General features: G+C 66.1%; 30 protein-coding genes (1 of these 30 only partly in view). 11 read left to right on the top strand and 19 right to left on the bottom strand.

The features are described 5' to 3' along the window. The 4 genes from ACQY72_RS10345 to ACQY72_RS10330 all read right to left on the bottom strand — a co-directional run. Positions 1 to 19: the beginning of a hypothetical protein gene (locus tag ACQY72_RS10345; protein WP_428153419.1), read on the bottom strand. 182 nt of this gene lie to the left of the window's left edge; only the first 19 of its 201 coding nucleotides appear in the window; it begins with the start codon at positions 17 to 19; the stop codon falls past the left edge of the window. Positions 20 to 74: 55 nt separating this feature from the next. Beyond that, positions 75 to 365 (bottom strand): DUF167 domain-containing protein, encoded by a 291-nt coding sequence (locus tag ACQY72_RS10340; protein WP_428153417.1) that lies wholly within the window; start codon positions 363 to 365, stop codon positions 75 to 77. Positions 366 to 441: 76 nt separating this feature from the next. Continuing rightward, positions 442 to 1,371 (bottom strand): electron transfer flavoprotein subunit alpha/FixB family protein, encoded by a 930-nt coding sequence (locus tag ACQY72_RS10335; protein ID WP_428153415.1) that lies wholly within the window; start codon positions 1,369 to 1,371, stop codon positions 442 to 444. Position 1,372: 1 nt separating this feature from the next. Next, positions 1,373 to 2,137: an electron transfer flavoprotein subunit beta/FixA family protein gene (locus ACQY72_RS10330; protein WP_428153414.1), complete on the bottom strand. Its 765-nt coding sequence runs from the start codon at positions 2,135 to 2,137 to the stop codon at positions 1,373 to 1,375. 116 nt (positions 2,138 to 2,253) lie between these two features. Here ACQY72_RS10330 and ACQY72_RS10325 point away from each other — a divergent pair, with 116 nt between their 5' ends. Then, complete coding sequence (locus ACQY72_RS10325) at positions 2,254 to 2,598, top strand: hypothetical protein (protein WP_428153412.1); 345 nt, start codon at positions 2,254 to 2,256, stop codon at positions 2,596 to 2,598. A gap of 3 nt (positions 2,599 to 2,601) precedes the next feature. On the opposite strand, the gene ACQY72_RS10320 is transcribed toward ACQY72_RS10325, so the two are convergent. Next, positions 2,602 to 3,174 (bottom strand): cob(I)yrinic acid a,c-diamide adenosyltransferase, encoded by a 573-nt coding sequence (locus tag ACQY72_RS10320; RefSeq protein ID WP_428153410.1) that lies wholly within the window; start codon positions 3,172 to 3,174, stop codon positions 2,602 to 2,604. Positions 3,175 to 3,176: 2 nt separating this feature from the next. Continuing rightward, complete coding sequence (locus tag ACQY72_RS10315; RefSeq protein WP_428153409.1) at positions 3,177 to 3,380, bottom strand: twin transmembrane helix small protein; 204 nt, start codon at positions 3,378 to 3,380, stop codon at positions 3,177 to 3,179. Between the two features lie 159 nt (positions 3,381 to 3,539). Here ACQY72_RS10315 and ACQY72_RS10310 point away from each other — a divergent pair, with 159 nt between their 5' ends. Further along, a complete protein-coding gene (locus tag ACQY72_RS10310; RefSeq protein WP_428153407.1) occupies positions 3,540 to 5,711 on the top strand; it encodes a TonB-dependent receptor domain-containing protein in 2,172 nt (723 codons plus the stop codon). A gap of 105 nt (positions 5,712 to 5,816) precedes the next feature. Continuing rightward, positions 5,817 to 6,971: a hypothetical protein gene (locus ACQY72_RS10305; protein ID WP_428153406.1), complete on the top strand. Its 1,155-nt coding sequence runs from the start codon at positions 5,817 to 5,819 to the stop codon at positions 6,969 to 6,971. A 14-nt stretch (positions 6,972 to 6,985) separates the two neighbouring features. Here the strand turns inward: ACQY72_RS10305 and ACQY72_RS10300 are convergent, their stop codons facing one another. From ACQY72_RS10300 to ACQY72_RS10275, 6 genes are all read right to left on the bottom strand, one after another. Next, the gene (locus tag ACQY72_RS10300; RefSeq protein WP_428153404.1) at positions 6,986 to 7,636 is read right to left on the bottom strand and encodes a hypothetical protein; all 651 of its coding nucleotides are present in this window, start codon (positions 7,634 to 7,636) and stop codon (positions 6,986 to 6,988) included. Positions 7,637 to 7,831: 195 nt separating this feature from the next. Then, on the bottom strand, positions 7,832 to 10,756 hold the full coding sequence (polA, locus tag ACQY72_RS10295) for a DNA polymerase I (protein WP_428153402.1): 2,925 nt from the start codon (positions 10,754 to 10,756) through the stop codon (positions 7,832 to 7,834). Positions 10,757 to 10,793: 37 nt separating this feature from the next. Further along, positions 10,794 to 11,417 carry a DUF6655 family protein gene (locus ACQY72_RS10290; RefSeq protein WP_428153401.1) on the bottom strand — a complete coding sequence of 208 codons (624 nt, stop codon included), beginning with the start codon at positions 11,415 to 11,417 and terminating at the stop codon, positions 10,794 to 10,796. Beyond that, a complete protein-coding gene (locus ACQY72_RS10285) occupies positions 11,417 to 11,857 on the bottom strand; it encodes a VOC family protein (protein ID WP_372691712.1) in 441 nt (146 codons plus the stop codon). Before ACQY72_RS10285 ends, ACQY72_RS10290 begins: the two co-directional genes overlap by 1 nt. Positions 11,858 to 11,941: 84 nt before the next feature. After that, positions 11,942 to 12,181 carry a zinc-finger domain-containing protein gene (locus ACQY72_RS10280; protein ID WP_159848963.1) on the bottom strand — a complete coding sequence of 80 codons (240 nt, stop codon included), beginning with the start codon at positions 12,179 to 12,181 and terminating at the stop codon, positions 11,942 to 11,944. 55 nt (positions 12,182 to 12,236) lie between these two features. Further along, on the bottom strand, positions 12,237 to 12,530 hold the full coding sequence (locus tag ACQY72_RS10275; RefSeq protein ID WP_409717172.1) for a hypothetical protein: 294 nt from the start codon (positions 12,528 to 12,530) through the stop codon (positions 12,237 to 12,239). 186 nt (positions 12,531 to 12,716) lie between these two features. On the opposite strand from ACQY72_RS10275, the gene ACQY72_RS10270 reads away from it, so the two are divergent. After that, complete coding sequence (locus tag ACQY72_RS10270) at positions 12,717 to 13,691, top strand: ABC transporter ATP-binding protein (RefSeq protein ID WP_135194344.1); 975 nt, start codon at positions 12,717 to 12,719, stop codon at positions 13,689 to 13,691. On the opposite strand, the gene ACQY72_RS10265 is transcribed toward ACQY72_RS10270, so the two are convergent. The 3 genes from ACQY72_RS10265 to ACQY72_RS10255 all read right to left on the bottom strand — a co-directional run bounded on the left by ACQY72_RS10265 (position 13,688) and on the right by ACQY72_RS10255 (position 16,228). Next, entirely contained in the window at positions 13,688 to 14,569 is an 882-nt protein-coding gene (locus tag ACQY72_RS10265) for an alpha/beta fold hydrolase (protein ID WP_428153399.1), read from the bottom strand. The genes ACQY72_RS10270 and ACQY72_RS10265 overlap by 4 nt on opposite strands. Before the next feature lie 64 nt (positions 14,570 to 14,633). Beyond that, positions 14,634 to 15,143, bottom strand: a complete 510-nt coding sequence (locus ACQY72_RS10260; protein ID WP_428153398.1) for a D-glycero-alpha-D-manno-heptose-1,7-bisphosphate 7-phosphatase — start codon at positions 15,141 to 15,143, stop codon at positions 14,634 to 14,636. Next, entirely contained in the window at positions 15,140 to 16,228 is a 1,089-nt protein-coding gene (locus ACQY72_RS10255; protein ID WP_428153397.1) for an AGE family epimerase/isomerase, read from the bottom strand. Before ACQY72_RS10255 ends, ACQY72_RS10260 begins: the two co-directional genes overlap by 4 nt. Before the next feature lie 175 nt (positions 16,229 to 16,403). Between ACQY72_RS10255 and ACQY72_RS10250 the strand changes: the two genes are divergently transcribed. From ACQY72_RS10250 to xth, 4 genes are all read left to right on the top strand, one after another. Then, on the top strand, positions 16,404 to 17,567 hold the full coding sequence (locus ACQY72_RS10250) for a DegT/DnrJ/EryC1/StrS family aminotransferase (RefSeq protein ID WP_428153395.1): 1,164 nt from the start codon (positions 16,404 to 16,406) through the stop codon (positions 17,565 to 17,567). Positions 17,568 to 17,572: 5 nt separating this feature from the next. Beyond that, complete coding sequence (locus tag ACQY72_RS10245) at positions 17,573 to 18,505, top strand: Gfo/Idh/MocA family protein (RefSeq protein WP_428153394.1); 933 nt, start codon at positions 17,573 to 17,575, stop codon at positions 18,503 to 18,505. 48 nt (positions 18,506 to 18,553) lie between these two features. Further along, positions 18,554 to 19,057 carry a hypothetical protein gene (locus tag ACQY72_RS10240; RefSeq protein WP_428153393.1) on the top strand — a complete coding sequence of 168 codons (504 nt, stop codon included), beginning with the start codon at positions 18,554 to 18,556 and terminating at the stop codon, positions 19,055 to 19,057. 218 nt (positions 19,058 to 19,275) lie between these two features. Next, entirely contained in the window at positions 19,276 to 20,073 is a 798-nt protein-coding gene (gene xth / locus ACQY72_RS10235) for an exodeoxyribonuclease III (protein WP_428153391.1), read from the top strand. Between the two features lie 3 nt (positions 20,074 to 20,076). Here the strand turns inward: xth and ACQY72_RS10230 are convergent, their stop codons facing one another. Further along, a complete protein-coding gene (locus ACQY72_RS10230; RefSeq protein ID WP_428153390.1) occupies positions 20,077 to 21,531 on the bottom strand; it encodes a PLP-dependent aminotransferase family protein in 1,455 nt (484 codons plus the stop codon). 62 nt (positions 21,532 to 21,593) lie between these two features. Between ACQY72_RS10230 and ACQY72_RS10225 the strand changes: the two genes are divergently transcribed. Next, positions 21,594 to 22,193: a YczE/YyaS/YitT family protein gene (locus ACQY72_RS10225; RefSeq protein ID WP_428153389.1), complete on the top strand. Its 600-nt coding sequence runs from the start codon at positions 21,594 to 21,596 to the stop codon at positions 22,191 to 22,193. 3 nt (positions 22,194 to 22,196) lie between these two features. Here ACQY72_RS10225 and ACQY72_RS10220 read toward each other — a convergent pair whose 3' ends face one another. Next, positions 22,197 to 22,883 (bottom strand): response regulator transcription factor, encoded by a 687-nt coding sequence (locus tag ACQY72_RS10220; protein ID WP_135194334.1) that lies wholly within the window; start codon positions 22,881 to 22,883, stop codon positions 22,197 to 22,199. Between the two features lie 80 nt (positions 22,884 to 22,963). Further along, the gene (locus ACQY72_RS10215; protein ID WP_428153387.1) at positions 22,964 to 23,662 is read right to left on the bottom strand and encodes a YggS family pyridoxal phosphate-dependent enzyme; all 699 of its coding nucleotides are present in this window, start codon (positions 23,660 to 23,662) and stop codon (positions 22,964 to 22,966) included. On the opposite strand from ACQY72_RS10215, the gene ACQY72_RS10210 reads away from it, so the two are divergent. After that, positions 23,661 to 24,305, top strand: coding sequence for a thiamine phosphate synthase (locus ACQY72_RS10210; RefSeq protein ID WP_428153386.1), 645 nt, complete (start codon positions 23,661 to 23,663; stop codon positions 24,303 to 24,305). The two genes, ACQY72_RS10215 and ACQY72_RS10210, sit on opposite strands and share 2 nt — an antisense overlap. A 15-nt stretch (positions 24,306 to 24,320) precedes the next feature. Here the strand turns inward: ACQY72_RS10210 and ACQY72_RS10205 are convergent, their stop codons facing one another. Beyond that, positions 24,321 to 24,725 carry an NtrZ family periplasmic regulatory protein gene (locus tag ACQY72_RS10205; RefSeq protein ID WP_428153385.1) on the bottom strand — a complete coding sequence of 135 codons (405 nt, stop codon included), beginning with the start codon at positions 24,723 to 24,725 and terminating at the stop codon, positions 24,321 to 24,323. A gap of 339 nt (positions 24,726 to 25,064) precedes the next feature. On the opposite strand from ACQY72_RS10205, the gene ACQY72_RS10200 reads away from it, so the two are divergent. After that, a complete protein-coding gene (locus ACQY72_RS10200; protein ID WP_017505409.1) occupies positions 25,065 to 25,529 on the top strand; it encodes a DUF3576 domain-containing protein in 465 nt (154 codons plus the stop codon). Positions 25,530 to 25,657 lie beyond the last annotated feature (128 nt).

The following is a 25,657-nucleotide window of genomic DNA, read 5'->3' as shown; positions in this document are numbered from 1 at the left end:
TACGGGCGTCCGTGGTCATGGGTCTGTTCTCCGGCTTGGATGAAGAACGCGCTAATCGCCTAAAAGGGTCTCTCTCAGTCGCCGGAGAGAATTTCGGCGATTCGTGCGCACAGCGCCTCGTCATCAAGGCCATCGACGACAACCATCTTCGACCGCGACTGGCCGCCGCGCACCACGGTCACCGACGACTTCGACACGCCAAGGCTCTTGGCCAGCAGCCGGATCAGGGCGTCATTGGCCTCTCCGTCTATGGGACGGGCGCGCACGCGCACCTTGAGCACGCGCCGTCCCTCTGCGTCCGCCTCCCAGCCCTCGATGCGATCCACCGCCGCGCCGGGCTGCAGCCTTATGGGAAGGTTGGCCATCCGATCCTCTACGGGCAAGAAAAAGGGCGCGGCTCCGTTCGGCGCCGCGCCCTCCTCCTATTGATCTAACCCAGGCTTAGCCCAGGGCGGTCATCAGTTCCGGCACGATGGTCTTGTAGTCGCCGACCAGACCATAGTCCGCGACCTGGAAGATCGGGGCGTCCGGGTCCTTGTTGATGGCGACGATGGTCTTGGAGTCCTTCATCCCGGCCAGGTGCTGGATCGCGCCCGAGATGCCGATGGCGATATACAGCGCCGGAGCCACGACCTTGCCGGTCTGGCCGACCTGGTAGTCGTTGGGCGCATAGCCGGCATCGACCGCTGCACGCGAGGCGCCGATGGCGGCGCCCAGCTTGTCGGCCAGCGGCTCCATCACGGCGTGGAACTCGTCCGCCGAGCCCAGAGCGCGACCGCCCGAGACGATGATCTTGGCGGCGCCCAGTTCGGGGCGATCCGACTTGACCATTTCTTCCGACACGAAGGTCGTCTTGGGCGCATCGGCGCCGGCGACGCTCTCGATTGAGGCGGAACCGCCCTCAGCGGCGGCGGCGAAGGCCGTCGGACGCACGGTGATGACCTTCTTGGCGTCGGCCGATTGGATCGTTTCCAGCGCGTTGCCGGCGTAGATCGGTCGCACGAATGTATCGGCCGAGACGACCTCGATGATGTCCGAGATCGGAGCGGCGTCCAGCTTGGCGGCGATCCGGGGGGCGAAATTCTTCCCGTCCGTCGAGGCCGGCGTCAGGATGGCGTCGTAGCCGGCGGCCAGGGGCACGACGGTGTCCGTCACCGCCTCGGCCAGGCCGTGGCCCAGGCCCGCGCTCTCGGCCAGCAGCACCTTGCGGACGCCCGCGATCCTGGACGCGGCCTCGGCGGCGGCTTGCGCCCCCTGCCCCACGACCAGAACGTCCACGTCGGGCGACAGACCCAGGGCGGCGGTCACGGTCTTGTTTGTGGTGTCACGAACGGTCGAACCGTCGTGATCGGCGATGACGAGGACAGCCATATTACAGCGCTCCCACGGACTTGAGCTTGGAAACCAGTTCGGCCGCATCGGCCACCTTGACGCCGGCCGACCGCTTGGGCGGCTCGGTGACCTTCAGGACCTTCAGACGGTCGGCGACATCAACGCCATAGTCGGCGACCGCCTTGACGGCGATCTCCTTCTTCTTGGCCTTCATGATGTTGGGCAGGGAGGCGTAGCGCGGCGTGTTCAGCCGCAGGTCCACCGTCACCACCGCCGGCAGTTCGGCGGCGATGGTCTGAAGGCCGCCGTCGACCTCGCGCGTCACCGTAGCCTTGCCGGCATCGACCATCAGCTTGCCGGCGAAGGTCGCCTGGGGCCAGTCCAGCAGGGCGGCCAGCATCTGGCCCACCGCATTATTGTCGCCGTCGATGGACTGTTTGCCCATCAGGACCAGGTCGGGCTTTTCTTCCTCGACCACCGCCTTCAGCAGCTTGGCGACCGCCAGAGGCTCCAGGTCCGTGTCCGACTGGATCAGGATGCCCCGATCCGCGCCCATGGCCAGGGCGGTGCGGATGGTTTCCTGGGCCTGGGTCACGCCGATGGAGACCACGACGATCTCGGTCGCGGTGCCGGCGGCGTGATGTTCCTTGCCTTCCTTAAGACGAACCGCCTCTTCGACGGCGATCTCGTCGAAGGGATTCATGCTCATCTTGACGTTGGCCAGATCGACGCCTGACTGGTCCGCCTTCACGCGGGCCTTGACGTTATAGTCGATCACCCGTTTGACGGGGACGAGTACCTTCATGGGTCTATCCGTGAAATCGCCTGAATGTGAGGGCAGGACATGGAGCGGTCGCGAGGGCCTGTCAACGTAACGCGGGGTCAAGCTGTGGCTGAGACCCTTACCCAACGGACCACGAGATGAAGCGTTTCCTGACCTTTCCCCGCCTGGCGATGATTTTCTTCGCCCTGTTCGGCGTCGCCATCGTGGGGATTTTCATCCTGCAGGACTATTGGGTCGCGCCCGGCAAACGCTGCGAGGCGGCAGGCAAGTGGTACGACATGGACAGCCGTATCTGCGCCCAGCCCATCTCCATCGCCCAGATCACGGGCCGGCCCAACGGCGTCTCGCGCGAGGAAGCCTCGGCCGAAAAGAACCGAGAACTGGTCCGCATCGAACAGCAACTTGCTGCCGAGGACCGCGCCCGCGCCGTCGAGGTCGAACGCCAGAAGGCGGCCCTGGCCGCAGCACGGCCGGCCGCATAAAGTCTAGCGCGTCGCGCCCGGTTTCCACTTTACATCGCTGGCGCCGTTGGCATTGGCGCGGCGGGCAGCGACGAACAGATGGTCCGACAGGCGGTTCAGATATTTGACCGCCTCGACATTCACCGCCTCGCCGCTTTCGACTAGGCGCACGGCCTCGCGTTCCGCGCGTCGGCAGACCGTGCGCGCCACGTGAAGATGCGCCGACAGCGGGGCGCCGCCCGGCAGGATGAAGCTGTCGAGCGCCTTGAGGCTCTCGTTCATCCAGTCGATCTCCTGCTCCAGCCGCGCCACCTGGGTGTCGATGATCCGCAGGGCTTCCCACGCAGGCGGCGGATCCAGCGGCGTCGCCAGATCGGCGCCCAGGTCGAACAGCTCGTTCTGGATACGGCCCAGCATGGCGTCGATGCGGTCGTTCTGGCCGCTGTTCAGCCGTGCGACGCCGATCACGGCGTTCAGTTCGTCCACGGCGCCATAGGCTTCGACGCGGGCGTCGGTCTTCGACACCGGCGCGCCAGACGCCAGCCGCGTGCGACCGTCGTCGCCGGTCCGGGTGTAGATCTTGTTCAGCGTCACCATGATCAGGCCCCCTGCGCCGCCTTCCACATCATGCCGACGACCAGCAGGATCACGGCCAGCGCCTGAAGCCCGACTCTCAGCCGCATCAGCTTGTTGGAGTTGGTCCGCGCATAGTCTCCACCCCGGAACAGGGAATAGAGGCCGAAGCCCAGGGTGATCGTCACGGCGGCGATGGCGACGATGATCAGGATGTCGAAGATCTGCATGCCGTCGTTCTAGACCCGGATCGCGGCAACACGCCAGCGGCGCCCACCGGCTGCCCCACGCGATACGGCGTCGCTTGCGACCGATGGGCGCACCCCCCTTGGAGTAAGGTTGCGAATGCTGTTGAGAGGCGCTCGCAAATATCAGGGGCTATTCCGATCATGACCTTCTCGACCCGCGCTCGCCTGTTGGCCGGCGCTTCCTGCGCTTTCGGCCTGACCTCGGGCGCCGTCCTGGCGGAGACCGTTCAGCCGGTCACGGCCGGACAGGCGACGCAGACGGCCGAGCTGGGCGAGATCGTGGTCACCGCCTCGGGCTTCGAACAGCGCATCAACCAGGCGCCCGCCTCGATCAGCGTCATTCCCCGCGCCGAGATCGAAGAGGTCCGAGCCGTCTCGCTCGCCGAGATCCTGAACAATGTCGAAGGCGTCGATACCGGCGCCGCCGTCGGCAAGTCGGGCGGTCAGACCATCAACATCCGGGGCATGGGCTCTGACTACACCCTGATCCTGATCGACGGCCGCCGCCAGAACACGGCCGGCAGCGTGACCCCCAACGGTTTCGGCGAGACGTCCAACAGCTTCCTGCCCCCTGTCTCGGCCATCGAGCGGGTCGAGGTCGTGCGCGGCCCCGTCTCGACCCTCTACGGCTCCGACGCCATGGGCGGGGTGGTCAACATCATCACCCGCAAGATCGGCGACGAATGGCACGGCTCGGCCAGCGCCCATTACACGATCCAGGGCGATGACGAATTCGGCCCGATCCGCGGGGGCGATGTCTATCTGGCCGGCCCGCTGATCAAGGACCGCGTCGGACTGTCGATCCGCGGCTCGCGTTTGGAACGGGAACAGTCGAACCTGACGTTCGAGAACGTCGCCGGCGCCGAGACCCCCGTCACCGGCTTCGGCCGCAGCGCCACCGCCAACCAGATCTGGTCGGCGGGCGCCCGCCTGGCCTTCGACCTTCACCCCGACCACGACTTCTGGATCGACGCCGACGTTGGCCGTCAGTGGTACGACAACTCTAAGGGCCAGATGGGGACCGCCACCACCGCCGGCGGCTACGACAAATTCCTGGAGTTCAACCGCGACCAGATCGCCATCGCCCATAACTGGCGCCTGCCGTTCGGCACGCTGGAATCCAACTATTCGATCGCCACGACCGAAACCAAGGGCCGGATCATCCCCAATGGCGTCGCCGGCGCCGGCAGCCCGCGCGATCTGGAAAGCGAAAACCGCATCTTCGACACCAAACTGTTCTCGCAATGGCGCAAACACACCTTCACCGTCGGCGGCCAGCACTGGGAAGCCGAGATGACGGACGGCGTGGTGTCGGGCACGTTCAACCACACCCAGTGGGCCGTCTTCGCCGAGGACGAATGGCGTTTCACCGATACCCTGGCCCTGACGGTCGGCGCCCGTCACGACGACCACTCGACCTTCGGCTCGCACTTCAGCCCGCGCGCCTATCTGGTCTGGAACCCGACCGATGTCTGGACCGTCAAGGGCGGCGTCAGCCAAGGCTTCAAGACCCCGCGCCTGGAACAGCTGGCCTCGGGCATCAACGGCTTCGGCGCCCAGGGCCGCCTACCCTTGTTGGGCAGCCCGGGTCTGATGCCGGAAACCTCGACGTCGACCGAGTTCGCCGTTCTGTATGACGACCATGACCGCCTGCGCGCAGGGATCACGGTCTTTCACAACCAGTTCGACGACAAGATCGCCACCGGCGTGCCCATCGCCAACTGCCTGTTCGGCCTAACGCCAGCCCAGTACGCGGCCGGCGGCTACAACACGTCAGGCTGCTTCGATGTCGGCTTCTACACGGCCTATATCTCGACCGTCGACACCTTCGGTCAGAGCATCAATATCGACGAGGCGGTCACGCAGGGGGTCGAGGCCACGGCGCGTTACCGCTTCAACGACGCCTGGACGCTTCAGGGCAACTACACCTTCACCGACAGTGAGCAGAAGTCGGGCGCCGCGGCCGGCCAGCCCCTGACCGACACGCCCGAGCATATGGTCAACGCCAACCTGCGCTGGAACGCCACCGACCGGATGAACCTGTGGCTGCGCGGCGAGTATCGCTCGGCCCGCTATCGCGGCGAAGGCGCGGCCCAGACGGCGCTGGGCGACTATGAGGCCTACAGCCTGTTTCATCTCGGCGGCGCCTACCGCATCGACGACAATCTGACGGTCAATGCGGTCGTCTACAATCTGTTCGACAAGGACTTCGTCAGCCTGCTGCCCTACGGCAGCCCGGTCGCCTATGCGCCCGAGTTCGCCAACAATCAGGAGCCGCGCCGCCTCTGGATCTCGGTGACCGCCGCCTTCTGATCTTAAGTCTGAAAGCCATCAGGCGGGGGTCGCTTCGGCGACCCCCGTTCCTTTTCTGGCCGAGCTAAGCCATTTGGTCACGATTGCCGGTGCAATCTGCGCGACATGACCGATCGCGCCGTCCGCAATCTCGAACATCTCAAGAGCTCCGCCTCCACCGCCCGCGTGCTGAACCTGCTGCGCGTGTGGGAGGAAAACGGCGACAGCGCCGCCGACGGCGCCGTGCGCAATCCCGACTGGGCCGCGCGTCCGATCTTTCGCACCTCGGCCCTGAACCGCGCCCTGATCATCAAGCATCGCCTGCGTCGCAACGAGACCGACCTGTTCACCGGCCGCCGCCAGGTCGCGACCAAGGTCGTCATCCCCATCGACGATGCGGACCTGAAGACCGGCGGCCGCTACGTCTTCGTCAACCAGATCGGCTTCGAGCGGATGATGATGGAGGCGTTCGGCGTCGCCGCCACCCATCCGGACATCGAGACCCTGCGCCTGATCGACAAACTGCCGTCGCTGGATCCTTTCCTGCTGCGCGAGCAGTTGCGTCGCGGCGGCCTGGACCCCTCGCCCTGCTATTTCTCCATCAGCGACAGCGATCTTCAGCGCATGCTGGCCTTCGTCCGCAGCGAGATCGAGCCGCTGGTGACCCTCAGCCTGGGTCCCGACACGGTCGCCGTGAACTCGGATTCGGCCGGGCGGATGGCGTCCAAGATCCTGTCCAACACGCCCGGTGACCAACTGGACGCTCTGCGTCTGACCCTGCGTCTGGCGCCGGAGCAGTATCAGGAGGGTGTCTTCTGCTGGAAGGGCTTCCTCTATTACAAGTGGACGCTGGCCGCCCTGCTGGGCGAGGTCGCCGGCGTCGCCGAGGCCGTGCGCACCATCAAGCCCGTCGGCAAAATCGACCGTGCAGCCAAGGAATATCTGGCCCGCAGCCGCGACGTCCTGCGCAGTCGTATCATCAAGACCTGCGACGAAGTCAGCCGCACGCTTCGCATCTATGACGACGCCTACGCCAAGCTGACGCAGGAGGGCCGCCCCACCGCATTCCGCGACTTCCTGCTGGACGCTCCTTCGATGTTCGCCAAGCTGGGCGACCAGCTGGGCGCCGTCCAGCACATCGTCAGCTACTGGCGCTTCCGCTTCGGCCCCGGCGCCGCGCCGGTGAACGTCGAAGAGCTGATGGACATCTTCATGGACTTCGAAACCGGCCTTCTGGGCCGCGGCGAAGTCCCCGACGACATCGGGATGATCGCGGCTTAAGCTTATCCTGTGGATCAGCGCGTCTGGTGCGCACCTTCGCTACTGTCACAGCTATATTGCGTACAATAGCGACGCTTCAGCTCTTCGAACGCGTTTTCTATCGCTTCCGATACTGGCGCCGCTGAGTCGAAAAGATCTTCGTCAGGAAGGGCAACGTATTGGCCTGCGAGAAGGCGGCGTAAATCATTCTCACTGGCGACTCTTGCCAACTGGATCGCCATCATCTCTGGGTGTTGCGCGCGGACTTCGACGAACAGTTCGTCAACCCACGGCTGAACGACGAGTCGGCGGTCGTAATCGAGCCCATCCAGAACATCATTTTCCTCTGGCTCATCACGTTCCAAGGCGCGCTCGACAAGTTGACGCGCCAGTTGCAACTGCGTTTTCGTGGGTTCAGGCCCCTTCCAGACGGGCGCATCCTGAACGGAAAAGCGAACGATCGTCTGCATCTCGCCGGGCACCGGAACGACTCCGGCTCGACCCAGCTTCAGTTCCCCGCTGGCCACGATAACGCGCGCAGCAGCCCCAAAACCCAGGCCATAGGGACGTTCATCCACGACGCGACAATTATAGGGATGACCGTCTTGTCGTTGGTAACAGCGAATGCGCGCCCAGCCATTGACGCCCAGACTCGCCGCAAAGCCAGGCATCAGTTCAACGGTCACCTCGGGATCTGGAGTGGCTGCCCAACTAATGTCGGTGCTCGGCCGCTCCCACAGGCGTGGTGTGCCCGGGTCCAACATTATGGCCGAGAGAAGCAGAAGGGTTGAGGCGAACAAGATGAAAATCCCCGAAAATAGCCGGGGAATCCAGCACAACTCTTAAGCAGTGTCGATGCGCTTCTGAGCAACTGCTAAATGTCAGTGCGCGGCGTCCCAGTTCGACGCCGCTCGCGCTTCCACCACCAGCGGCACGGTTAGGGCCACCGCTGGGTCGAATGCATTCTCCATCACCTGCTTGATGACGACGATGGCGCGGTCGGCTTCGGCCTCGGGGGCTTCGAAGACCAGTTCGTCGTGGACCTGGAGCAGCATGCGCGTGCTCAGGCCGGCGTCAGTCAGGGCGGCAGGCATGCGGATCATGGCGCGGCGGATGATGTCGGCGGCGGCGCCCTGGATGGGGGCGTTGATGGCGGCGCGCTCGCCGAACTGGCGTTCGGCGCCCGATTTCGAGTGGATGGCGGGGATGTGGATACGGCGGCCGAAAACGGTGGAGACGAAGCCGGCTTGACGGACCTCGGCCTTGGTCTTGTCCATATAGGCGCGGATGCCGGGGAAACGTTCGAAATAGGTCTTGATATAGGCCCCCGCCTCGCCCTGATCGATGCCCAACTGGTTGGCCAGACCGAAGGCCGAAATGCCGTAGACGATGCCGAAGTTGATGGCCTTGGCGCGGCGCCGCGTCTCGGACGGCATACCTTCGACAGGGACGCCGAACATCTCGGACGCGGTGGCGGCGTGAATGTCCAGCCCCGCCTTGAAGGCGCGCTTCAGCTCGGGAATGTCGCCGATATGGGCCAGCAGGCGCAACTCGATCTGGCTGTAGTCGGCGCTGATCAGGACATTGCCGGGCGCGGCGATGAAGGCCTGGCGTATCTCGCGGCCGGTCTCGGTGCGGATCGGGATGTTCTGAAGATTGGGGTCGCTGGACGCCAGACGGCCGGTGGTGGCGGCGGCCAGTTGATAGCTGGTGTGGACGCGGTCGGTCGCGGGGTCGGCGGCGGCGGTCAGGGCGTCGGTATAGGTGCCCTTCAACTTGGACAGTTGGCGCCAGTCCAGCAGGACGCGCGGCAGATCGTGGCCCACGCCGGGGTTTTGGGCCAGCTCCTCCAGTACGCTGGCGTCAGTGCCCCATTGGCCCGAGGCGGTCTTCTTGCCGCCCGGCAGGTTCAGCTCGCCGAACAGAATCTCGCCGATCTGGCGCGGCGAGCCGATGTTGAAGGGCCGGCCCGCGATCTCGTGGGCCTGGGCTTCCAACTCGGCCATGCGCAGGCCGAACTCGCTGGACAACCGCTTCAGCCGGTCGGGATCGATACGGACGCCGTTCAGCTCCATGTCCGCCAGCACAGTGGGCATGCCACGCTCCAGCGTCTCATAGACGGTGGACAGCCCCTCACGCGCCAGACGGGGTTTCAGAATACGCCACAGCCGCAGGGTCACGTCCGCATCCTCGGCGGCATATTCCGAGGCTGGTTTCAGCGCGACGTGCTTGAAGGATTTCTGGCTCTTGCCGGTCCCCGCCACCCGCTTGAACGGGATCGGTTCGTGGCCCAGGTGCAGGCGCGACAGCTCGTCCATGCCATGCCCGTGCAGTCCGCCCTCCAGCACGTAGGAGATCAGCATGGTGTCGTCATAGGGCGCGACGCGAATGCCGCGGCGCGCCATGACGGCGATGTCGTATTTGGCGTTCTGCAACACCTTCAGAACCGACGGATCTTCCAGCAGCGTCTTCAGCTTCGCCAGGGTCGTGGGCTTGTCCAGCTGATGGATCGGCTCGCGCGCCTCTTCCGGTTCACCGAACAGGCCGCCGTCGTTCGCCTGCGGCTCGTGCTCGTGCGTCAGGGGGATGTAGCAGGCCTCGTTCGGCCCCACGGCCAACGACACGCCGCACAGGCCCGCATGGGTCGCCGACAGGGCGTCGGTCTCGGTGTCGAAACCGACGACGCCGACCTCGGTCGCGCGCGCGATCCACCGATCCAGCGCCTCTTCGGTCTGGACGCATTCATAGACGGCGTGGTCGAAGGTCTGGACCTCCGCCGGGCCTTCCACGACCTGCCCATAACGCGGCGTGGCGACGGGGGCATTCAGGTTCGGCGCACGCTTGGGCGCAAAGGCCGAGACGTCACTGGGGCCGGCCTTGCCGTCGCCGACGCGGCGTTGAAGCGAGCGGAACTCCATCGTCTCCAAAAAGGCCGACAGGATCTCGGGATCGGGATCGCGCACGGCGAAGTCGTCGATCAGCTCGGGCGCCGGCGCATCGCAGGTCAAGCGCACCAGTTCGCGCGACAGACGGATCTGGTCGGCGAAGGCGATCAGGGTCTCTCGGCGTTTCGGCTGTTTGATCTCGCCGGCGCGCGCCAGCAAGGTGTCCAGATCGCCGTATTCGTCCAGCAACTGGGCAGCCGTCTTCGGTCCGATGCCGGGAGCGCCGGGCACGTTGTCGACGCTGTCGCCGATCAGGGCCTGCAGATCGACCATCTTCTCGGGGCCGACGCCGAACTTCTCGAACACCTCGGCCTCGGCCAGACGCCGGTCCTTCATCGGATCCCACATCACGACGCCGCCGCCGATCAGCTGCATCAGGTCCTTGTCGGACGAGACGATCACCGCCTCTCCGCCCGCATCGCGCGCCTTGCAGGCGTAGGTGGCGATCAGGTCGTCGGCCTCGTAGCCGGGCAGTTCGACGCAATGCACCCCGAACGCCGCCGTCGCCTCGCGCACCAACGGAAACTGCGGGATCAGGTCCTCGGGCGGCGGCGGGCGGTGGGCCTTGTACTGGTCGTACAGCGTGTTGCGGAACGTCTTCTCAGAATGGTCGAAGATGGCCACCAGATGGGTAGGACCGTCGGCGCCCTTCATGTCCTTCAGCAGCTTCCACAACATGTTGCAGTAGCCCTGGACCGCACCCACCGGCAGTCCGTCCGACTTGCGCGTCAGCGGCGGAAGGGCGTGATAGGCGCGGAAAATATAGGCCGAGGCGTCGATCATCCACAGCCGCAACGCGGGGCCGTCCTGCGTCGGGCTGCGTTCGGTCTCGTTCGTTTCGGGCGCGGCGGTCTCGGTCATGTCCGGAACATAGGCGGACGGGGCCGCCGCGTCAGCGTCAGAATTCGGTCCAGCTCGATCCGGGATCGCGTTGACCCGGCTGAGCCTGTTGCTGACCCCAGGCCACGACCATGAAGGCCTTGTGACTGCGGATGCGATAGGTGCCGATCATCGGCATGACGGCGCCCAGAGGCGCGCCGGTCTTGGCCTCATAGAGGAAGCCGGAAAACTCGGCGACGCCGACCCGGTCGCGGTGGCTATAGACCGACAGCTCCGGCAGCGAGACGACGTTGAGGGTCTCGTTGATCGGGATCCGCATCTCTGGAATGCCGAACACGCGCCGCATCTGCTCCAGCGACAGGGCGCCCGCGCGGATTTCGAACACCGCGTTCGCCTCGTCCTTGTTGCGCGCCAGACTGAAACCGGCGTCGGAGATGCCGCTGCGAATGGCGCTGACGGCGTAACGCGTGCCCTCGCCCTGGAAATAGGCGTCATCGACGAAGACCGAGGCCCCGAGAGGCAGCGGTAAGACCAGGCCTTCGACCGCCTTGTCCGACGCCCGCGCCAGAAGAAGCTGCTCCGTCGCCGTGCGGCCGGTGTTGCTCTCGGTGGTCGAGGCGCAGGCCGACAGGGTCAGGGCCAGCGCCGCCAAGGCCAGCGATAGCCCCTGCCCCGCACGCATCACCATGCTCCGGTATTGGGCATCGAGGCCCAGGGCTCGGCCGGCGCCAGCGGCGCGCCTTCCTGAAGCAGTTCGATGGAAATGCCGTCGGGCGAGCGCACGAAGGCCATGTTGCCGTCGCGCGGCGGGCGGTTGATCGTCACCCCGCCGTCCATCAGCGTCTGGCAGGCGGCGTAGATGTCGTCGACCTTGTAGGCCAGATGGCCGAAGTTGCGGCCGCCCTGATACTCTTCCGGGTCCCAGTTGAAGGTCAGCTCGACTTCAGGACAGCGTTCCGCCGCCGATTGCGCCAGGTTCTTGGGCGCAGCGAGGAAGACCAGGGTGAACCGCCCTGCCTCGTTCTCGGTGCGCCGCACCTCCTGCAGACCCAATAGGTCGCAGTAGAAATGCAGCGAGGCGTCGATGTCCTTTACCCGGACCATGGTGTGCAGATAGCGCAAGGCTCGTCTCCGTCCGAACGGGGTGTCAGCGCTCTATAGACCCAGACGCCGTCACACCGCGACTGAACTGAGGTTACGAACGGCTCAGTGGGCCTCGGGCGCGCGGGCCGCCGGGCTCAGATATTCGTTCTCGTCGTGCGGATGGGCCGACAGGACGAAACGCCGGTCGCAATAGCCGCATTCGATGAAGTCGTCCTCGCCCATGTCCATATAGACCAGCGGGTGACCCAGCGCCCCGCCGCCGCCGTCGCAGGCCACGCGCTTGGTGGAGACCACGATCTCTTCGGGCGGCGGGATGATGGCGTCGGAATGGCGGGGGGGCATGATGCGGTCCGGTGTGGAAGGCTTGCGGGCTTCCTAGGCGGACCGGCCCCGAAGGTCAAACCTCGGTGGGCGCCGCCGGGCGACGGCCCAGAAGACGGTTCAGCATCGCCTTGCGCTTCTTGAACAGGGTCAGACCCAGGCAGCCGGCGCCGACCCACAGACCGATTTCGCCGATGACCAACAAGGCGGCGCCGGCGATGGCGGCATGCGTCATCTCGATCTGATCGGTCTTGCCCGCCAGCAGCGCCAGCCCCCCGCCGATATAGCCGATGGCGCAGACGCCCATGGCGATGAAGCCGATCAGGCGGGTGCGGGTCAGGGGCGTCTTGGCTTTTTGAACGGTGGTCATTTGCTGTCTCCATCAAGCTAGGTTGTCTTTATGACAAGCAACCTAGACATCAATTTGCACTCAGTCAAGCATCATTGACACAAAGATAGGCACGCTTGTCGCATCATCGCCGTGGGACAGGTTGGCGAATGCAGCCGCGCGCCCTACCTATGCCGCTCGCCGTCCCGCCCGAGTGAATAGCCGATCATGTCAGAGACCCCCGCCCTGCCCGACAACGCCATCGAGGTGCACGGGCTGAAGAAGACCTATGCCGGCTCCAAGAAGGCCGCGCCCAAGACCGCCCTGCGCGGGGTCGATCTGGTCATTCCCCGCGGTTCGGTGTTCGGACTTCTGGGGCCGAACGGCGCCGGCAAATCGACCCTGATCAACATCCTGGCCGGGGTGGTGAAGAAGTCCGAAGGCTCGGTGAAAATCTGGGGCCGCGACATCGACAAGGAGCCGCGCGACGCCGCCGCCGCCCTGGGCGTCGTGCCGCAGGAGATCGTCGCCGACGTCTTCTTCACCCCGCGCGAATCGCTGGAGGTCCAGGCCGGTTTCTATGGCGTGCCGAAGAACGAGCGCCGGTCGGACGAACTGCTGGCCGCGCTGGGCCTGTCGGACAAGGCCAACGCCTATGTCCGCGCCCTGTCCGGCGGCATGAAACGGCGCCTGATGGTGGCCAAGGCCCTGGTCCACAATCCGCCGATCCTGATCCTGGACGAACCGACGGCCGGCGTGGACGTCGAACTGCGCCGCCAGCTGTGGGCCTATGTCCGCCAGATCAACGCAGAGGGCGTGACCATCGTCCTGACCACCCACTACCTCGAAGAGGCGCAGGAGCTCTGCGACACCATCGCCATCGTCAATCGGGGCGAGGTCGTGGCCTGCGAACCCACGCCGCAGCTTCTGCGTCGTCTGGACAGCCGCAATGTGGTCGTGACCCCAGAGACGCCGCAGATGACTCCGCCGATCCTTGACGGCTTCCAGGTGACGCCCCGTCCGGGCGGCGCCTTCGCCGTGACCTACAAAAAGGGGCAGTCATCGGTGGAACAGGTCATCAACGCCGTCCGCGCCGCCGGCGTCACCATCGCCGACATCACCACCGAGGATCCGGACCTGGAAGACGTCTTCTTGGCCCTGACCTATGGGGATGCGTCGCAGGTCGATCCCACCAAGGACTAATCGACCTCGGACAGGAACTCGAAGATCGCCGCCCTGGCCTCCGGCTCGTCCAGCATGGGGGCGTGGCCGATACCGGGAACCTCGACATAGGCCATGGCCGGCGCGGCCGTCTTCATCCGCCCGGCGATGTCGGCGCTCAGCAGATCCGAGTTCGCGCCGCGCACCAGCAGGGTCGGCTTCTTGCGCGCCAAGCGTCTGAAGAACAGCCACAGGTTAGGAACCAGCGCCTGGGCCCCCGCCGCCCTTATCGGCACGGCGATGTCGGGATCGTAGTCCAGACCGATCTCTCCGTCCGGCTGCTGACGGAAGATGCGCCGCGCGAAGGCGTCCCAATCGGCATCCGAATAATTGGGAAAGGCGACGGCGTTGATCCGCCGGGCATAGGCCGCCGCATCGGCCCAGGAGCCGATTTCGACCGGCTGGCCGCTATAGGCCGCAATGCGCGCCAACCCCTCGGGCGCCACCTCCGGACCGATGTCGTTCAGAATCGCCGCTACGACCGCCTTGGGCCGGATCGCCGTCAGCGCCATAGTGATCAGCCCACCCATGGAGGTGCCGAGGAAGACGGCACGGTCGATCCCCGACTGCTCCATCAGGGCCAGCACATCCTTCGCATAGACGTCGGGCATGTAGGTCATGGGGTCGGACGCACGATCCGACCGGCCGCGCCCGCGGACATCCACCGCCAGCACCCGCCGCCCACTCTGAGCCAGCAGGGGGGCGATGGCTTCGAAATCGGCGCTGTTGCGGGTCAGGCCATGGATGGCGATGACCGGCGGACGCGCGGCGCCGGGACCGGGCGCATAGTCGCGCGCGAACAGGCTGAGACCATCCGGCGAGGTCCAGCGCCGTTCGACAAAGGGATAGGGCGCGTTCATTGGCGATCTCCTCCGATTTTCGACCAGAGTAATTCACCAGGCGAGGAAATGCGACGCCCGGTCTTTAGAGACCCACCACATCGCGCACGAAGGCGTCCAGATCGCCGCCCTCGAACAGGAACCCCGCCACGCCTGCCCGTTCGCCCGCCTGCAGATCGCGCTTCTGATCGCCGATGATGAAGGAGCGCGCCGGATCCAGATCGTGCTCGGCGATCGCCCGCAACAACATGCCGGGATTGGGCTTGCGATCGGGATGATCGGGATGGCGATAGCGCGCCTCGATCGCCTCGGGGTGAAAGGGGGCGGCATAGACCGCGTCGATGATCGCACCCTCCTTCGCCAGCCTCTCGACCAGCAGGGCGTTGAAGGCCTCCATCTGCGCTTCGCTGAACAGCCCCCGCGCCACGCCCGACTGGTTGGTGACGATGACGGTACGATAGCCGCCCTGGTTCATCCGCCTCACGGCTGCGGCCGCACCGGGGATCAGCTTCAAATCCTCAATCAGATGCGGATAGCCGCCGTCCTCGATCAGCACTCCGTCCCGGTCCAGAAAGGCTGCAGGAACGCCCGTCATGCCTTGCGCGCCAACAGTTCGATGAAGGCCGTCATGAGGTGGTAAAGGCTGGAGGCGGGCACAGACTTGTCATGCGAAAGCCCGTCCGCATCGTAGCTGTCCACCCACAGACCAGGAACGGCAGTCGCCAGATGGGTGTCGAACGTCGCGTCGATAAGATCGACGGCGCCCGCATCGCCGAACAACAGGGCCGAACGGATCGCCTCGGTCTGGCACCACAGGCGACGCCCCGCATCGATCGGCGCGCCTGCGGCGTCCATCTCGCGGATCATGAAACCGCCCTTCAAACCTTGCGCCACCGCGCGGCGGTGAAGCCCCTCGGCCGCCTCCGCCGTATCCGGTCCAGCGACCTTGGCCTGGCTCAGCAGCCAGGCCCATTCCTCGAAATGACCCGGTTCGAGGATGTGTCCCGTGGCGCGGTCCAGCGCCCAGTCCTGCGTGAAATACTCATGGACGGCGCCGTCGATCAGGAAACGGGTCCGGCACAGATCCAGCGACACGCGGGCGGCGGCTTCGAACGCCCGATCGGGCGCGGTCGCCTGCCAGGCCAGCATGGCTTCCAGCAGGTGCATATGCGGGTTCTGTCGGCGCGGCAGGCGCGGCGGCAAGGCCTCCTGCCAACCGCCGTGCGGGGCGGCCATCATCTCCTCGATCTTCGCCAACGTCTCCAGCGCCAGCGGTCGCGCACGCGGATCGCCCAGCACCCGGTGCGCCGCCGCCAGCGAAAAGAGGACGAAGGCCATGTCATAGAGGTCTGGCGTTTCATCCAGCACCGCGCCCGCATCATCGGTAGCGGCGACCCAAAGGCCGTCCTCGCGCCGGCAAGTTGCGATCATCCCATCCAGCCCGGCCTGGGCCACCGCGCGACCCCGCTCCCAACCCAGAGCGGCGGCTTCGCAAAAGACATAGATCTGGCGCGCCTGCACCCGCGTGCGACGGCGCGCCCCGGTCACGGGCCTGCCCTCGAAATCGAGCAGTTCGAAAAAGCGGCCGTCCTCATCCACGCCGCGATCCGCCCACAGCGGAAAGGCGTGATCGAACAGCCAGCTTGAAACCTTGGTCTGGGCGGCGGCGAGCGTGGTCATGGCGTCGGCTTAAGGCGCAACCCAGCGGGCGCCAAGGGGCGGATGCGGTAGCAAAGGGCAACGCGATGTGACGCCGCGCGATTTGGCCCCTGCGCGCGATCTTGCTAGGACGGCCCGACATTCGCGGCCCGTCCCTGTCGGGCCGCCGCCCGATCCCCCGTGGAGAGCGTCCCTCATGATCCCCTTCATCGACCTTCAGGCCCAGCGCCTGCGTCTCGCCGGCAAGATCGAGGCCGCCGTCCAGGAAGCCGTCGTCGGCGGCGCCTGGGTCATGGGACCACAGGTCCGACAGTTCGAATCCGACCTCGCCGTCTTCGGTCAGGCCAAACACGCCCTGGGCTGCGGCAACGGCACCGATGCCCTGATCCTGCCTCTGATCGCGTGGGGTATAAGAACGAACGACGCGGTCTTCTGCCCCAGCTTCACCTTCACCGCGACGGCCGAGGTCGTGCCTTGGCTGGGCGCCTCGCCGGTGTTCGTGGATGTCGATCCGCGCACCTACAATATGGACCCGGCACACCTGGAAGCCGCCATCGAGGCGGTCAAGGCCGAGGGTCGCCTGACGCCCAAGGTGGTCATCGCCGTCGATCTGTTCGGCCAACCGGCGGACTATCCCGCCATCCGCGCCATCTGCGACCGCCACGGATTGAAGCTGATCTCGGATTCGGCCCAGGGCTTCGGCTGCACCCTAAACGGCGACCACCCGCTGAAATGGGCCGACGTGACCACGACCAGCTTCTTTCCGGCCAAGCCGCTGGGTTGCTACGGCGACGGCGGGGCGGTGCTGACCGACGACGCTGACCTGGCGCAGGAGATGGATTCGCTGCGCGTCCACGGAAAGGTCGTCGCCAAGGACCTTCAGGCGGGCGCCGCCGCGTTCGCCCACGATCCCAAATACCTGGCCATGCGCATCGGCATGAACAGCCGCCTGGACACCATCCAGGCCGCCATCCTGATCGAGAAGCTGAACGTCTTCGGACAGGAGATCGAATGGCGCAACCGGATCGCCGCGCGCTACAACGAGAAGCTGGATCCCCACGTCGCGGCCGTGCCCCATGTGATCGACGGCGGCGTTTCGATCTGGGCCCAATATACGGTCGAGCATGAGGATCGGGACGGTCTGGCGGCCCACCTCAAGGACCAAGGTGTGCCCACCGCCGTCTATTATCCGGTGCCCATGCACCTGCAGCCGGCCTATCAGCGTTTCCCGCGCGGCGAGGGCGGGCTTCCCGTAACCGAACGGCTTAAGGACCGGGTCATCAGCCTGCCGATGCACGCCGATCTGGACGAGGCGACCCAGGACAAGGTCATCGCCGCCGTCGCCAGCTACAAGGGTTGAATCTGATGCCGAACACTCCCGCCCTCAAGATCGGCGTCGCCGGCGTCGGCGTCATGGGCCGCAACCATGCGCGCGTCGCCTCCGAGATGCGCGAGTTCGACCTGACCACCGTCTTCGATCCCGACGCGGTGACGGCCGAGGGCGTCGCCGCCGCCTATGAGGCGAACGCGGTCACCACGGCCCAGGCCTTTGTCGACTCCGGTCTGGACGCCGCCATTGTGGCCACGCCCAACCGCTTCCATGCCGAGATCGGCGTGGCCCTGCTGGAAAAGGGCGTCCACGTCCTGGTCGAAAAGCCGATCGCCGCCAGCGTCGCCGACGCCCAGCGCATGATCGACGCCGCCAAGGCCAACGACCGCGTCCTGATGGTCGGTCAGGTCGAACGGTTCAATCCGGCGGTCGAGACGGTCAAGCGCGCCGTCGCCGACGACGAGATCATCTCGATCCAGATCACCCGCGTCGGCCCCTTCCCGCCGCGCATGGGCGAGGTCGGCGTCGTCATCGACCTGGCCGTCCATGACATCGACATCATCCGCCACCTGACGGGTTCGGAAATCGTCGAGGTCCAGCCGCAACTGGCCCGCACCCGGGCCGACCGCGAGGACACGGCCCTGCTCCAGTTCCGCCTGGACAATGGTGTGATCGCCCACATCACCACCAACTGGGTCACCCCCTACAAGACCCGCACGCTTCAGGTCGCCACCAAGACTAAATTCATCGTCGCCGACCTGATCACCCGCCAGGTCACCGAATATTTTGGCCAGCAGCCCGACGGCTCCTATTCCACCCGGATGCTGAACAGCTGGCCGGCCGAGCCTCTTCGCAAGGAGCTGGAAGCCTTCGCCCGCGCCATCACAACCGGCGAGACGCCGGCGGTCACGGGCGAAGACGGCCTGCGCAATCTTGAAGTCGCCCTGCGCTGTCTTGGCGAGCACTGATCGGGGCGAAGCCTAGTTCTCGCCGCAAAGCCTGACGAAGAGGGACGCATGCGCCGTTTCATCGCCTCCGCCCTCGCTCTCGCCGCCGTGGCTTCAGCCGCTGCGCCGGCTCAGGCCGACACCCGGTTCCTGTCCTACAATGCGTCGGACCGCATCACCCAGGCCCTGACCAAGGGCGTGACGCTGGAGGTCCGGCGCGGCCTGTTCGGCGCGGTCCAGGTCGAAAGGCTTTATTCCACCTCGGCGCGCGGCACGGCCGGATTCACGCGCGGGGGGCCCGATGCTGCGAGACGCGCCCTGCCGCCGGGGGCCAAGGAAAACGACATCTATGGCGTGGATCAGGACGGCGACGGCCGTGGGCTGGCTCGCGCCCTGTGCCTCGGCTCCGACGAAGTCTGGCTGATCATGAGCCGGGTGCGGGCGCCGCGTCCGCTGACCATGCAGGCGGTCGGACGGTGGTCGGACGGCGCCTATCGCCATTGCGTCACCCTGACATACGAATGGCGTGGAGAATGGGCGACGGCCCCTCTGTCACGCAACACGCCGGACTGATCCGACCCCTGACTGTTTCATAATGAGCACGTGCAAGCGTCGATTGTGACGGTTTGACTTTTATGTTCGCGAGTGACACTTTGAGCACATGAACGGCGGCGGCCGTTCTACCGCCACGGACAATATCCCCTCCCCGGCGGCGAGAGAGACGAACCTCCCATAGCCCGGCCCGTCGTGGCCGGGCTTTTTTTACGCTGCGCTCCTGCTAGACGAAAGGCATGACCCTTCGCCTCGCTACCTGGAACATCAACTCCGTCCGCCTGCGCATCGACCAGGTCGCGCGCTTCGTCGCCGAGCGCGCGCCCGATGTCCTGATGCTGCAGGAGATCAAATGCACCACGGACCAGTTTCCGCGCGGCGCCTTCGAGGAGATGGGCATGCCCCATATGCGCGTGGCGGGCCAGAAGGGCTGGCACGGCGTGGCCATCGCCAGCCGCCTGCCGCTTGAGGACAGCGACACCTTCCAGGTCTGCAAGCTGGGCCACGCCCGCTGCGTGTCCGCCCGCGTGTCTGGGATCGATGTCCAGAACTTCTACATCCCGGCCGGCGGTGACGTGCCCGATCGCGCGCTGAACCCCAAGTTCGATCACAAGATGGACTTCTACGAACAGCTGACCGCCATCGTGGCCAAGCAGGACAAGTCACGGCCCCTGGTCATGGCCGGCGATTTCAACATCGCGCCGGGCGAGGGCGACGTGTGGAACCACCGCTACATGTCCAAGATCGTCAGCCACACGCCGCTGGAGGTCGAAACGCTGAACCGGCTTCAGGAGACAGGCGGTTTCGCCGACGTGCTGCGCGACCGTTTCCCCGAGCCGCAGAAGCTGGCCAGCTGGTGGAGCTATCGCGCCGCCGACTTCCGCAAGTCCAATCGTGGCCTTCGACTGGACCACATCTGGACCTCGCCCGGCCTGACGCCCGCCGTGGTGAAGGATACGGCCCGCATTCACGACGACGTCCGCGAATGGGAACGTCCGAGCGACCACGCGCCCGTGACGGTCGATCTGGACGTCTGATCTTCAATAAACGGCGACCGGCTTGGTCGCCGTTACGGGCTTGCTCCCCCGGCCGACCTTCTTCGCCGCGCGGGCCAGGCGGGTCACCGCCTCGTCCAGCTGATCTTCCGGCAGGGTGTAGGGTAGGCGCAGGCGGCGTTCGAAGGCCCCCTCGACGCCGAATCGCGGACCGGCGGCGAGACGCAGGCCTTCGGCCTCGGCCCGGATCGTCAGGGCGGAACTGATCGGCCCCGGCAACCGCGCCCATAGCGACAGGCCGCCGGCCGGTCGCGGGCAGGCCCACTCGGGCAACCGTTCGGCCAACCGCGCCCGCAGATGATCCCGTCGCGCCCGCAGCAGCGGCCGTCGCACGGCCAGCGCCGTTCCGCCGTCGCTCAACAGCTCGACCGCCGCCAACTGTTCAAGGATCGGCACGCCCAGATCGAAACTGGCGCGGCTCTGGGCCAGGCGCTGGATCACCGCCCGGTCGGCGCGGATCCAGCCGATTCGCAGGCCGCCCCAGACGCTTTTGGACATGGAGCCCAGCCGAACCACGCGCGGCGCGTCGACGGCGGAGGCGCTAAGCGCCGGTGGTCCGCTCAAGGTCAGCTCGACAAGGGTTTCATCCAGCACCAGCAGGGTTTCGGACCCCTTCAATCCCGCCAGCAAACGCGTCCGATCCGCCGCCCGCATCATCCGTCCCGTCGGATTGTTGTGGTCCAGCACCAGATAGGCCATCGCCGCATTGCTGCTGCGACAGGCCGCAACCAGCCCCTCGACATCCCAGCCCTCCTCGCCCTCGCCGTCGGGCAAGGCCACCGGCACAGCGCGACCGCCCGCCGCCAGAATGGCGTCGATGGCCTGCGGATAGGTGGGATGATCGAACACCACCGGGGCGCCGGGCCGCGTCGTCAGCCGCAGCAGATGGACCAGGCCGTTGTGGGCGCCGTGGGTGATCAGGATCTGGCCCGGCGAGGTCGCCAGGCCGCGCCGCCGGTATCCCGCCGCCACCGCTTCGCGTAGCTCCTCCAGTCCCGCCGTCTCATAACCGTGTCCGGGCAGGTTCGCCGGCAATCGCTCCAGAGCACGCACATAGGCGGCATGGACATTGGGATCGGCCGGCAGGACGGCGGCGGTCAGGTCGATCAGGCCCGACTTTGCGGACACCTCTGCGGCGGCCTCGCGGCCTGGTCCCGGCCCGGCCGGCAGGCTGGTACGCGCCGCCGCCCCCTGCCCGCCCGTCAGAAAGCCGTCATCCCGCAGTCGGCCATAGGCGGCCGACACGGTCGTGCGGCTCAAACCCAGCGCCTGCGCCAGTTCGCGCTCGCCAGGCAATCGCGCCGCCAACGGCAATCGACCATCAAGAATCAGAAGCCTTACCGCCCCCGCCAGCTGGCGATAGGCCGCCCCGCCTCCCTGCGCGCGCCAGGCGCCGAGATGGCGGATCAGGGAGACAAGGCCTATGGAACGGAGCGACATGGGGCCAGAATGCCATAACTGGCTCTGTTTTTCATAGCCAGATTGGCTCATTTAGTCTGTTTATGACCCGTCGCCTGATCCAGCTCTTCGCCGGCCTCGTCCTCTATGGCCTGTCCATCGCCCTGATCGTGCGCGCCGATCTGGGGCTGGATCCTTGGGACGTGCTGAACCAGGGCGTGTTCGAACGGTTCGCCGGGCCGGCGGGTATCAGCTTCGGCCTCGTCGTTAATCTGATCGGTATGGCCGTGCTGCTGCTGTGGATTCCCCTGCGCCAGAAGCCGGGAATAGGCACGGTCGCGAATGTTCTGGTGATCGGCACGGTCGCCAACTTCGGCCTGGACTGGATCCCGTCCGACCTGGGCCTACCGCTGCGAGCAAGCCTGCTGATCGGCGGCATCGTCCTGAACGGCGTCGCCAGCGGGGCCTATATCGGCGCCGGCCTCGGCCCCGGCCCGCGCGACGGCCTGATGACCGGCATCGTCGCTCGCACCGGCTGGCCGGTCAAATGGGTGCGGACCAGTATCGAGCTGGCCGTCATCGCCGTCGGCTGGCTGCTGGGCGGCTCGGTCGGGCTGGGCACGGTGCTTTACGCCCTGACCATCGGCCCCCTGGTGCACGTCTTCCTGCCAATGTTCACGATCCGCCCGAAGACGACCGACTGAGCCTTACGGCTGCAGCCGGTATCCGCCCGCGTCGGTCAGCAGCAGGCGGGCGTGGCCGGGCTCCGGCTCGATCTTCTGGCGCAGGCGATAGATGTGGGTTTCGAGCGTGTGGGTCGTGACCCCGGCGTTATAGCCCCAGACCTCGGTCAGCAGCTCCTCTCGCGACACCGGCTTGGCCCCGGCGCGATAGAGGTATTTCAGGATGTTGGTTTCCTTCTCGGTCAACCGCACCTTCTTGCCCTTGGCGTCCATCAGAACCTTGGCCGCAGGACGGAACTCGTAAGGCCCGATCGAGAAGACCGCGTCCTCGGACTGTTCGTGGCTTCGCAGATGGGCGCGGATGCGGGCCAGAAGCACCGCGAACCGGAAGGGTTTGGTGACATAGTCGTTGGCTCCGGCGTCCAGACCCAGGATGGCGTCGGCGTCCGCCGACTGGGCCGTCAGCATGATGACCGGGGTCGAAACCCCGTCCTTGCGCAGCAGGCGACAGGCCTCGCGACCGTCCATGTCCGGCAGATCGACGTCCAGCAGGATCAGGTCGGCGCGGATCTCGCGGCCCATCCGCACCCCATCGGTCGCAGTCGCGGCCTGCTGGGTCTTGAACTCCTCGTGCAGGTTCAACTGCTCGGCCAACGCTTCGCGCAGGTCGTCGTCGTCGTCGATGATCAGAATGGTCTTGGGCGTGGGCATATGCAGACAATGGCGAGGCTTGGCCCCCGCGCCAAGGCTTGGGGGTGCGAATTCACATCGGGTTACGGCCTAGAGGGGCTTTAAGGTCGATTTCGTTCCCCGAACAACGCGGTTCCGACCCGTACATGGGTCGCGCCGCACCGGATCGCGGTCTCATAGTCGCCGCTCATACCCATCGACAGGACCGACAGACCGTTCCGTTCGGCCAGAGCGCGCAACATCGCGAAATGCGGCTCTGCGTCCTGATCCGCCGGGGGAATGCACATCAAACCGTCGACCGTCAGCCCATAGGTCCCGCGCGCCGCCGCGATCAGGGCGTCTGCCGCATCGGGCAAGACGCCGGCCTTCTGAGGCTCCATGCCGGTATTGACCTGAACCAGCACGCGCGGCGATCGGCCGCCTTTATTGGCCGCCTGGGCCAGGGCGCGGGCCAGCTTCTCGCGATCCAGCGTCTCGATCACATCGAACAGCTCGACGGCGTCCTCGGCCTTGTTCGTCTGCAAGGGTCCGATCAGCCGAAGTTCCAGGTCCGGCAACGTTGCGCGGCGTTCCGTCCATCGGCCCTGCGCCTCCTGCACCCTGTTCTCGCCGAAGATCCACTGGCCTGTCCCCAGGATCGCGTCGATGGCCTCCGGTGGCTGGGTCTTTGATACGGCGGTCAGGGTCACGTCGCCCGGATCGCGACCGGCCGCGTGGCAGGCGGCGGCGATGCGCACGCGGACGGCGGCGACCCTTTCGGCGATGGACGACGGAGCTAAAGCGGAGGAAGAAGAGGTCATGACCCTGCCGGCCGGTTACAGCGACGATGCGCGCGCGCTCTGGGATGCGGCCACCGCTTTAAACCGCGCCGCCGCCGCTGTCAGCCCGCAGGTCGCGGGTCTGCCCCCTTTGCTGTTCTTCACCGACCCCGAACGCACGCCTCGCCCGTGGGAGACGGCTGCTCGCCTGCCGCCCGGATCGGCGGTGATCTATCGGGCGTTCGGCGCGGCCGACGCCGTCGAAGCCGGCCGTCGTCTGCGTGAGGCGACGACGGATCGCGGCGTGAAGCTGCTGGTCGGGCTAGACGCGGATCTGGCTCAGACCCTGGCCGCCGACGGCGTCCACTTGCCTGAGCGCGAGGCCCATAGCGCGCCCGCGATCCGGGCGGCGCACCCTCACTGGCTGATTACCGCAGCCTGGCATGGCGGGCCCACATCGATCAAAGCGCTCGACGCGCTGGTTCTTTCGCCGATCTTCCCCGCCGGCGGCGCCTCGGCCGACAAGCCGCCGTTGGGTATCGCGGCGTTTGAGGAAAAGTCGCAGAGCGTTCCCCTGCCCGTCTATGCCTTGGGCGGGATCAAGGCCGCCAACGCAGCAAGCCTTACAGGCACAGGGGCCTGCGGTCTGGCGGCGATCGACGCGATCCAGTCGGCGTTCCGCTGACGGATCAGGTCGAAATCAGAACTTGAAGATCGTTTCCAGACGCACGCGCGGCTGGGCGCGGCCATTGGTTTCGGGCGCACGGGCCGGATCGGCCTCGGGTGCGCCCACGGCGGCGGCGGCGGCGACGCGCAGGCGGTCGTTCAGACGGTAATAGGCGCCGGCTTCGACATCGCCCCAGTCGGTCTCGCGACCGACGGGCTGGTTCAGGTTGAAGTCCAGACCCCAGCGGCCGTTGTCGTTCAGACGCAGACCACGACGTTGGGGAGCGGGGGCGTTGCGCTGGGCGGCCTGAGCGTCCGACAGCGAAACTGTGGACGTGCTCTGGGCAAGCGCCGACGTCGACGCGGCCATCGCCGTCGTCGCCATCATCACAGCCAGGAAACCACCGAACCGCATACCAAATCCTTCGAACCCCGCCATGACGCGGCGTTTCAACCCTGAACCGACCTTATATGGTCGTGAGCGAGGCGATTAGACACCGGGTGTCCTTGCGGTCAACGGAATGACCGCTCGATAACAAGGTTCCCGCGCATTGTTGTCCGCGCATGTGTCTCAAGCGTCACGGGATTCGGCCGGAATCCCACCGGCTGGCGCCCACGGTTCGCAAACCACCGCGACGCTCGATGCCGCCGAAGCCGACTTCGCCTTGTCATCGCCCCTTTTCGCCGTGTTATAGAGCCCTGCAGTCGGCATCATCCATGTCGTGCGCGCGTGCGGGCGAGGGCTCTCACGTCCCTGAGTTTACGGAGACTTCTCTTGATGAGCCTCAACAAGGCCCTGGTTCGGAACGTCGCGGTCGTCCTGGTCTCGGGCGTGGCCCTTGGCGCGTCGCTGTCGGCCTGCTCAAGCATTCCCTTCGTCGGCGGCAAGAAGTCTGCGCCCAAGACGAACGTGCAACAGGGCATCGGCGTCAACGCCTTCCTGTGGCGCGCCTCGCTCGACACCCTCAGCTTCATGCCGCTGCTGACCGCCGATCCGTGGGGCGGCGTCATCAACTACGACTGGTACATCAATCCCCAGACGCCGAACGAGCGCTTCAAGGCGACCGTCTTCATCCTGGACACCCGTCTGCGCGCCGACGCGCTGAACGTCACGGTGACCAAGGAAGTGAAGGGCGCCGATGGGCAATGGACCGCCGCCCCGGTCGCCGCCCAGACCGAGGCCGATCTGGAAAACGCCATCCTGACCAAGGCGCGCCAGTTGAACCTGTCTAATGCTGGCTGATCGCCAGCATTACCTTCTTTGTAGGCGCTGCTATCGCCCTTCGGGCTACTTGAGCGCCGACTGATCTCGTTTCGTCGAACCTTCTGGGAACGCCGAAACGCATTACTTCTTGGGCGCTGTCGTCCTTC

The sequence above is a fragment of the Brevundimonas sp. genome, assembly GCF_965279155.1.
GTDB lineage: Bacteria > Pseudomonadota > Alphaproteobacteria > Caulobacterales > Caulobacteraceae > Brevundimonas.
The sequence above is the reverse complement of the archived record's forward strand: the minus strand, read 5'-3'. Positions and strand labels throughout refer to the sequence as shown.

Coding starts and splice junctions, on each gene's coding strand:
- ACQY72_RS10315 (WP_428153409.1), bottom strand. CDS start 3,380: ATGCAGATCTTCGACATCCTGATCATCGTCGCCATCGCCGCCGTGACG.
- ACQY72_RS10225 (WP_428153389.1), top strand. CDS start 21,594: ATGACCCGTCGCCTGATCCAGCTCTTCGCCGGCCTCGTCCTCTATGGC.
- ACQY72_RS10330 (WP_428153414.1), bottom strand. CDS start 2,137: ATGAAGGTACTCGTCCCCGTCAAACGGGTGATCGACTATAACGTCAAG.
- ACQY72_RS10275 (WP_409717172.1), bottom strand. CDS start 12,530: ATGACCACCGTTCAAAAAGCCAAGACGCCCCTGACCCGCACCCGCCTG.
- ACQY72_RS10210 (WP_428153386.1), top strand. CDS start 23,661: ATGACCCTGCCGGCCGGTTACAGCGACGATGCGCGCGCGCTCTGGGAT.
- polA (WP_428153402.1), bottom strand. CDS start 10,756: ATGACCGAGACCGCCGCGCCCGAAACGAACGAGACCGAACGCAGCCCG.
- ACQY72_RS10255 (WP_428153397.1), bottom strand. CDS start 16,228: ATGACCACGCTCGCCGCCGCCCAGACCAAGGTTTCAAGCTGGCTGTTC.
- ACQY72_RS10215 (WP_428153387.1), bottom strand. CDS start 23,662: ATGACCTCTTCTTCCTCCGCTTTAGCTCCGTCGTCCATCGCCGAAAGG.
- ACQY72_RS10245 (WP_428153394.1), top strand. CDS start 17,573: ATGCCGAACACTCCCGCCCTCAAGATCGGCGTCGCCGGCGTCGGCGTC.
- ACQY72_RS10310 (WP_428153407.1), top strand. CDS start 3,540: ATGACCTTCTCGACCCGCGCTCGCCTGTTGGCCGGCGCTTCCTGCGCT.
- ACQY72_RS10305 (WP_428153406.1), top strand. CDS start 5,817: ATGACCGATCGCGCCGTCCGCAATCTCGAACATCTCAAGAGCTCCGCC.
- ACQY72_RS10270 (WP_135194344.1), top strand. CDS start 12,717: ATGTCAGAGACCCCCGCCCTGCCCGACAACGCCATCGAGGTGCACGGG.
- ACQY72_RS10265 (WP_428153399.1), bottom strand. CDS start 14,569: ATGAACGCGCCCTATCCCTTTGTCGAACGGCGCTGGACCTCGCCGGAT.
- ACQY72_RS10325 (WP_428153412.1), top strand. CDS start 2,254: ATGAAGCGTTTCCTGACCTTTCCCCGCCTGGCGATGATTTTCTTCGCC.
- ACQY72_RS10280 (WP_159848963.1), bottom strand. CDS start 12,181: ATGCCCCCCCGCCATTCCGACGCCATCATCCCGCCGCCCGAAGAGATC.
- ACQY72_RS10200 (WP_017505409.1), top strand. CDS start 25,065: ATGAGCCTCAACAAGGCCCTGGTTCGGAACGTCGCGGTCGTCCTGGTC.
- ACQY72_RS10340 (WP_428153417.1), bottom strand. CDS start 365: ATGGCCAACCTTCCCATAAGGCTGCAGCCCGGCGCGGCGGTGGATCGC.
- xth (WP_428153391.1), top strand. CDS start 19,276: ATGACCCTTCGCCTCGCTACCTGGAACATCAACTCCGTCCGCCTGCGC.
- ACQY72_RS10205 (WP_428153385.1), bottom strand. CDS start 24,725: ATGGCGGGGTTCGAAGGATTTGGTATGCGGTTCGGTGGTTTCCTGGCT.
- ACQY72_RS10260 (WP_428153398.1), bottom strand. CDS start 15,143: ATGACGGGCGTTCCTGCAGCCTTTCTGGACCGGGACGGAGTGCTGATC.
- ACQY72_RS10220 (WP_135194334.1), bottom strand. CDS start 22,883: ATGCCCACGCCCAAGACCATTCTGATCATCGACGACGACGACGACCTG.
- ACQY72_RS10335 (WP_428153415.1), bottom strand. CDS start 1,371: ATGGCTGTCCTCGTCATCGCCGATCACGACGGTTCGACCGTTCGTGAC.
- ACQY72_RS10320 (WP_428153410.1), bottom strand. CDS start 3,174: ATGGTGACGCTGAACAAGATCTACACCCGGACCGGCGACGACGGTCGC.
- ACQY72_RS10240 (WP_428153393.1), top strand. CDS start 18,554: ATGCGCCGTTTCATCGCCTCCGCCCTCGCTCTCGCCGCCGTGGCTTCA.
- ACQY72_RS10250 (WP_428153395.1), top strand. CDS start 16,404: ATGATCCCCTTCATCGACCTTCAGGCCCAGCGCCTGCGTCTCGCCGGC.
- ACQY72_RS10290 (WP_428153401.1), bottom strand. CDS start 11,417: ATGCGTGCGGGGCAGGGGCTATCGCTGGCCTTGGCGGCGCTGGCCCTG.
- ACQY72_RS10230 (WP_428153390.1), bottom strand. CDS start 21,531: ATGTCGCTCCGTTCCATAGGCCTTGTCTCCCTGATCCGCCATCTCGGC.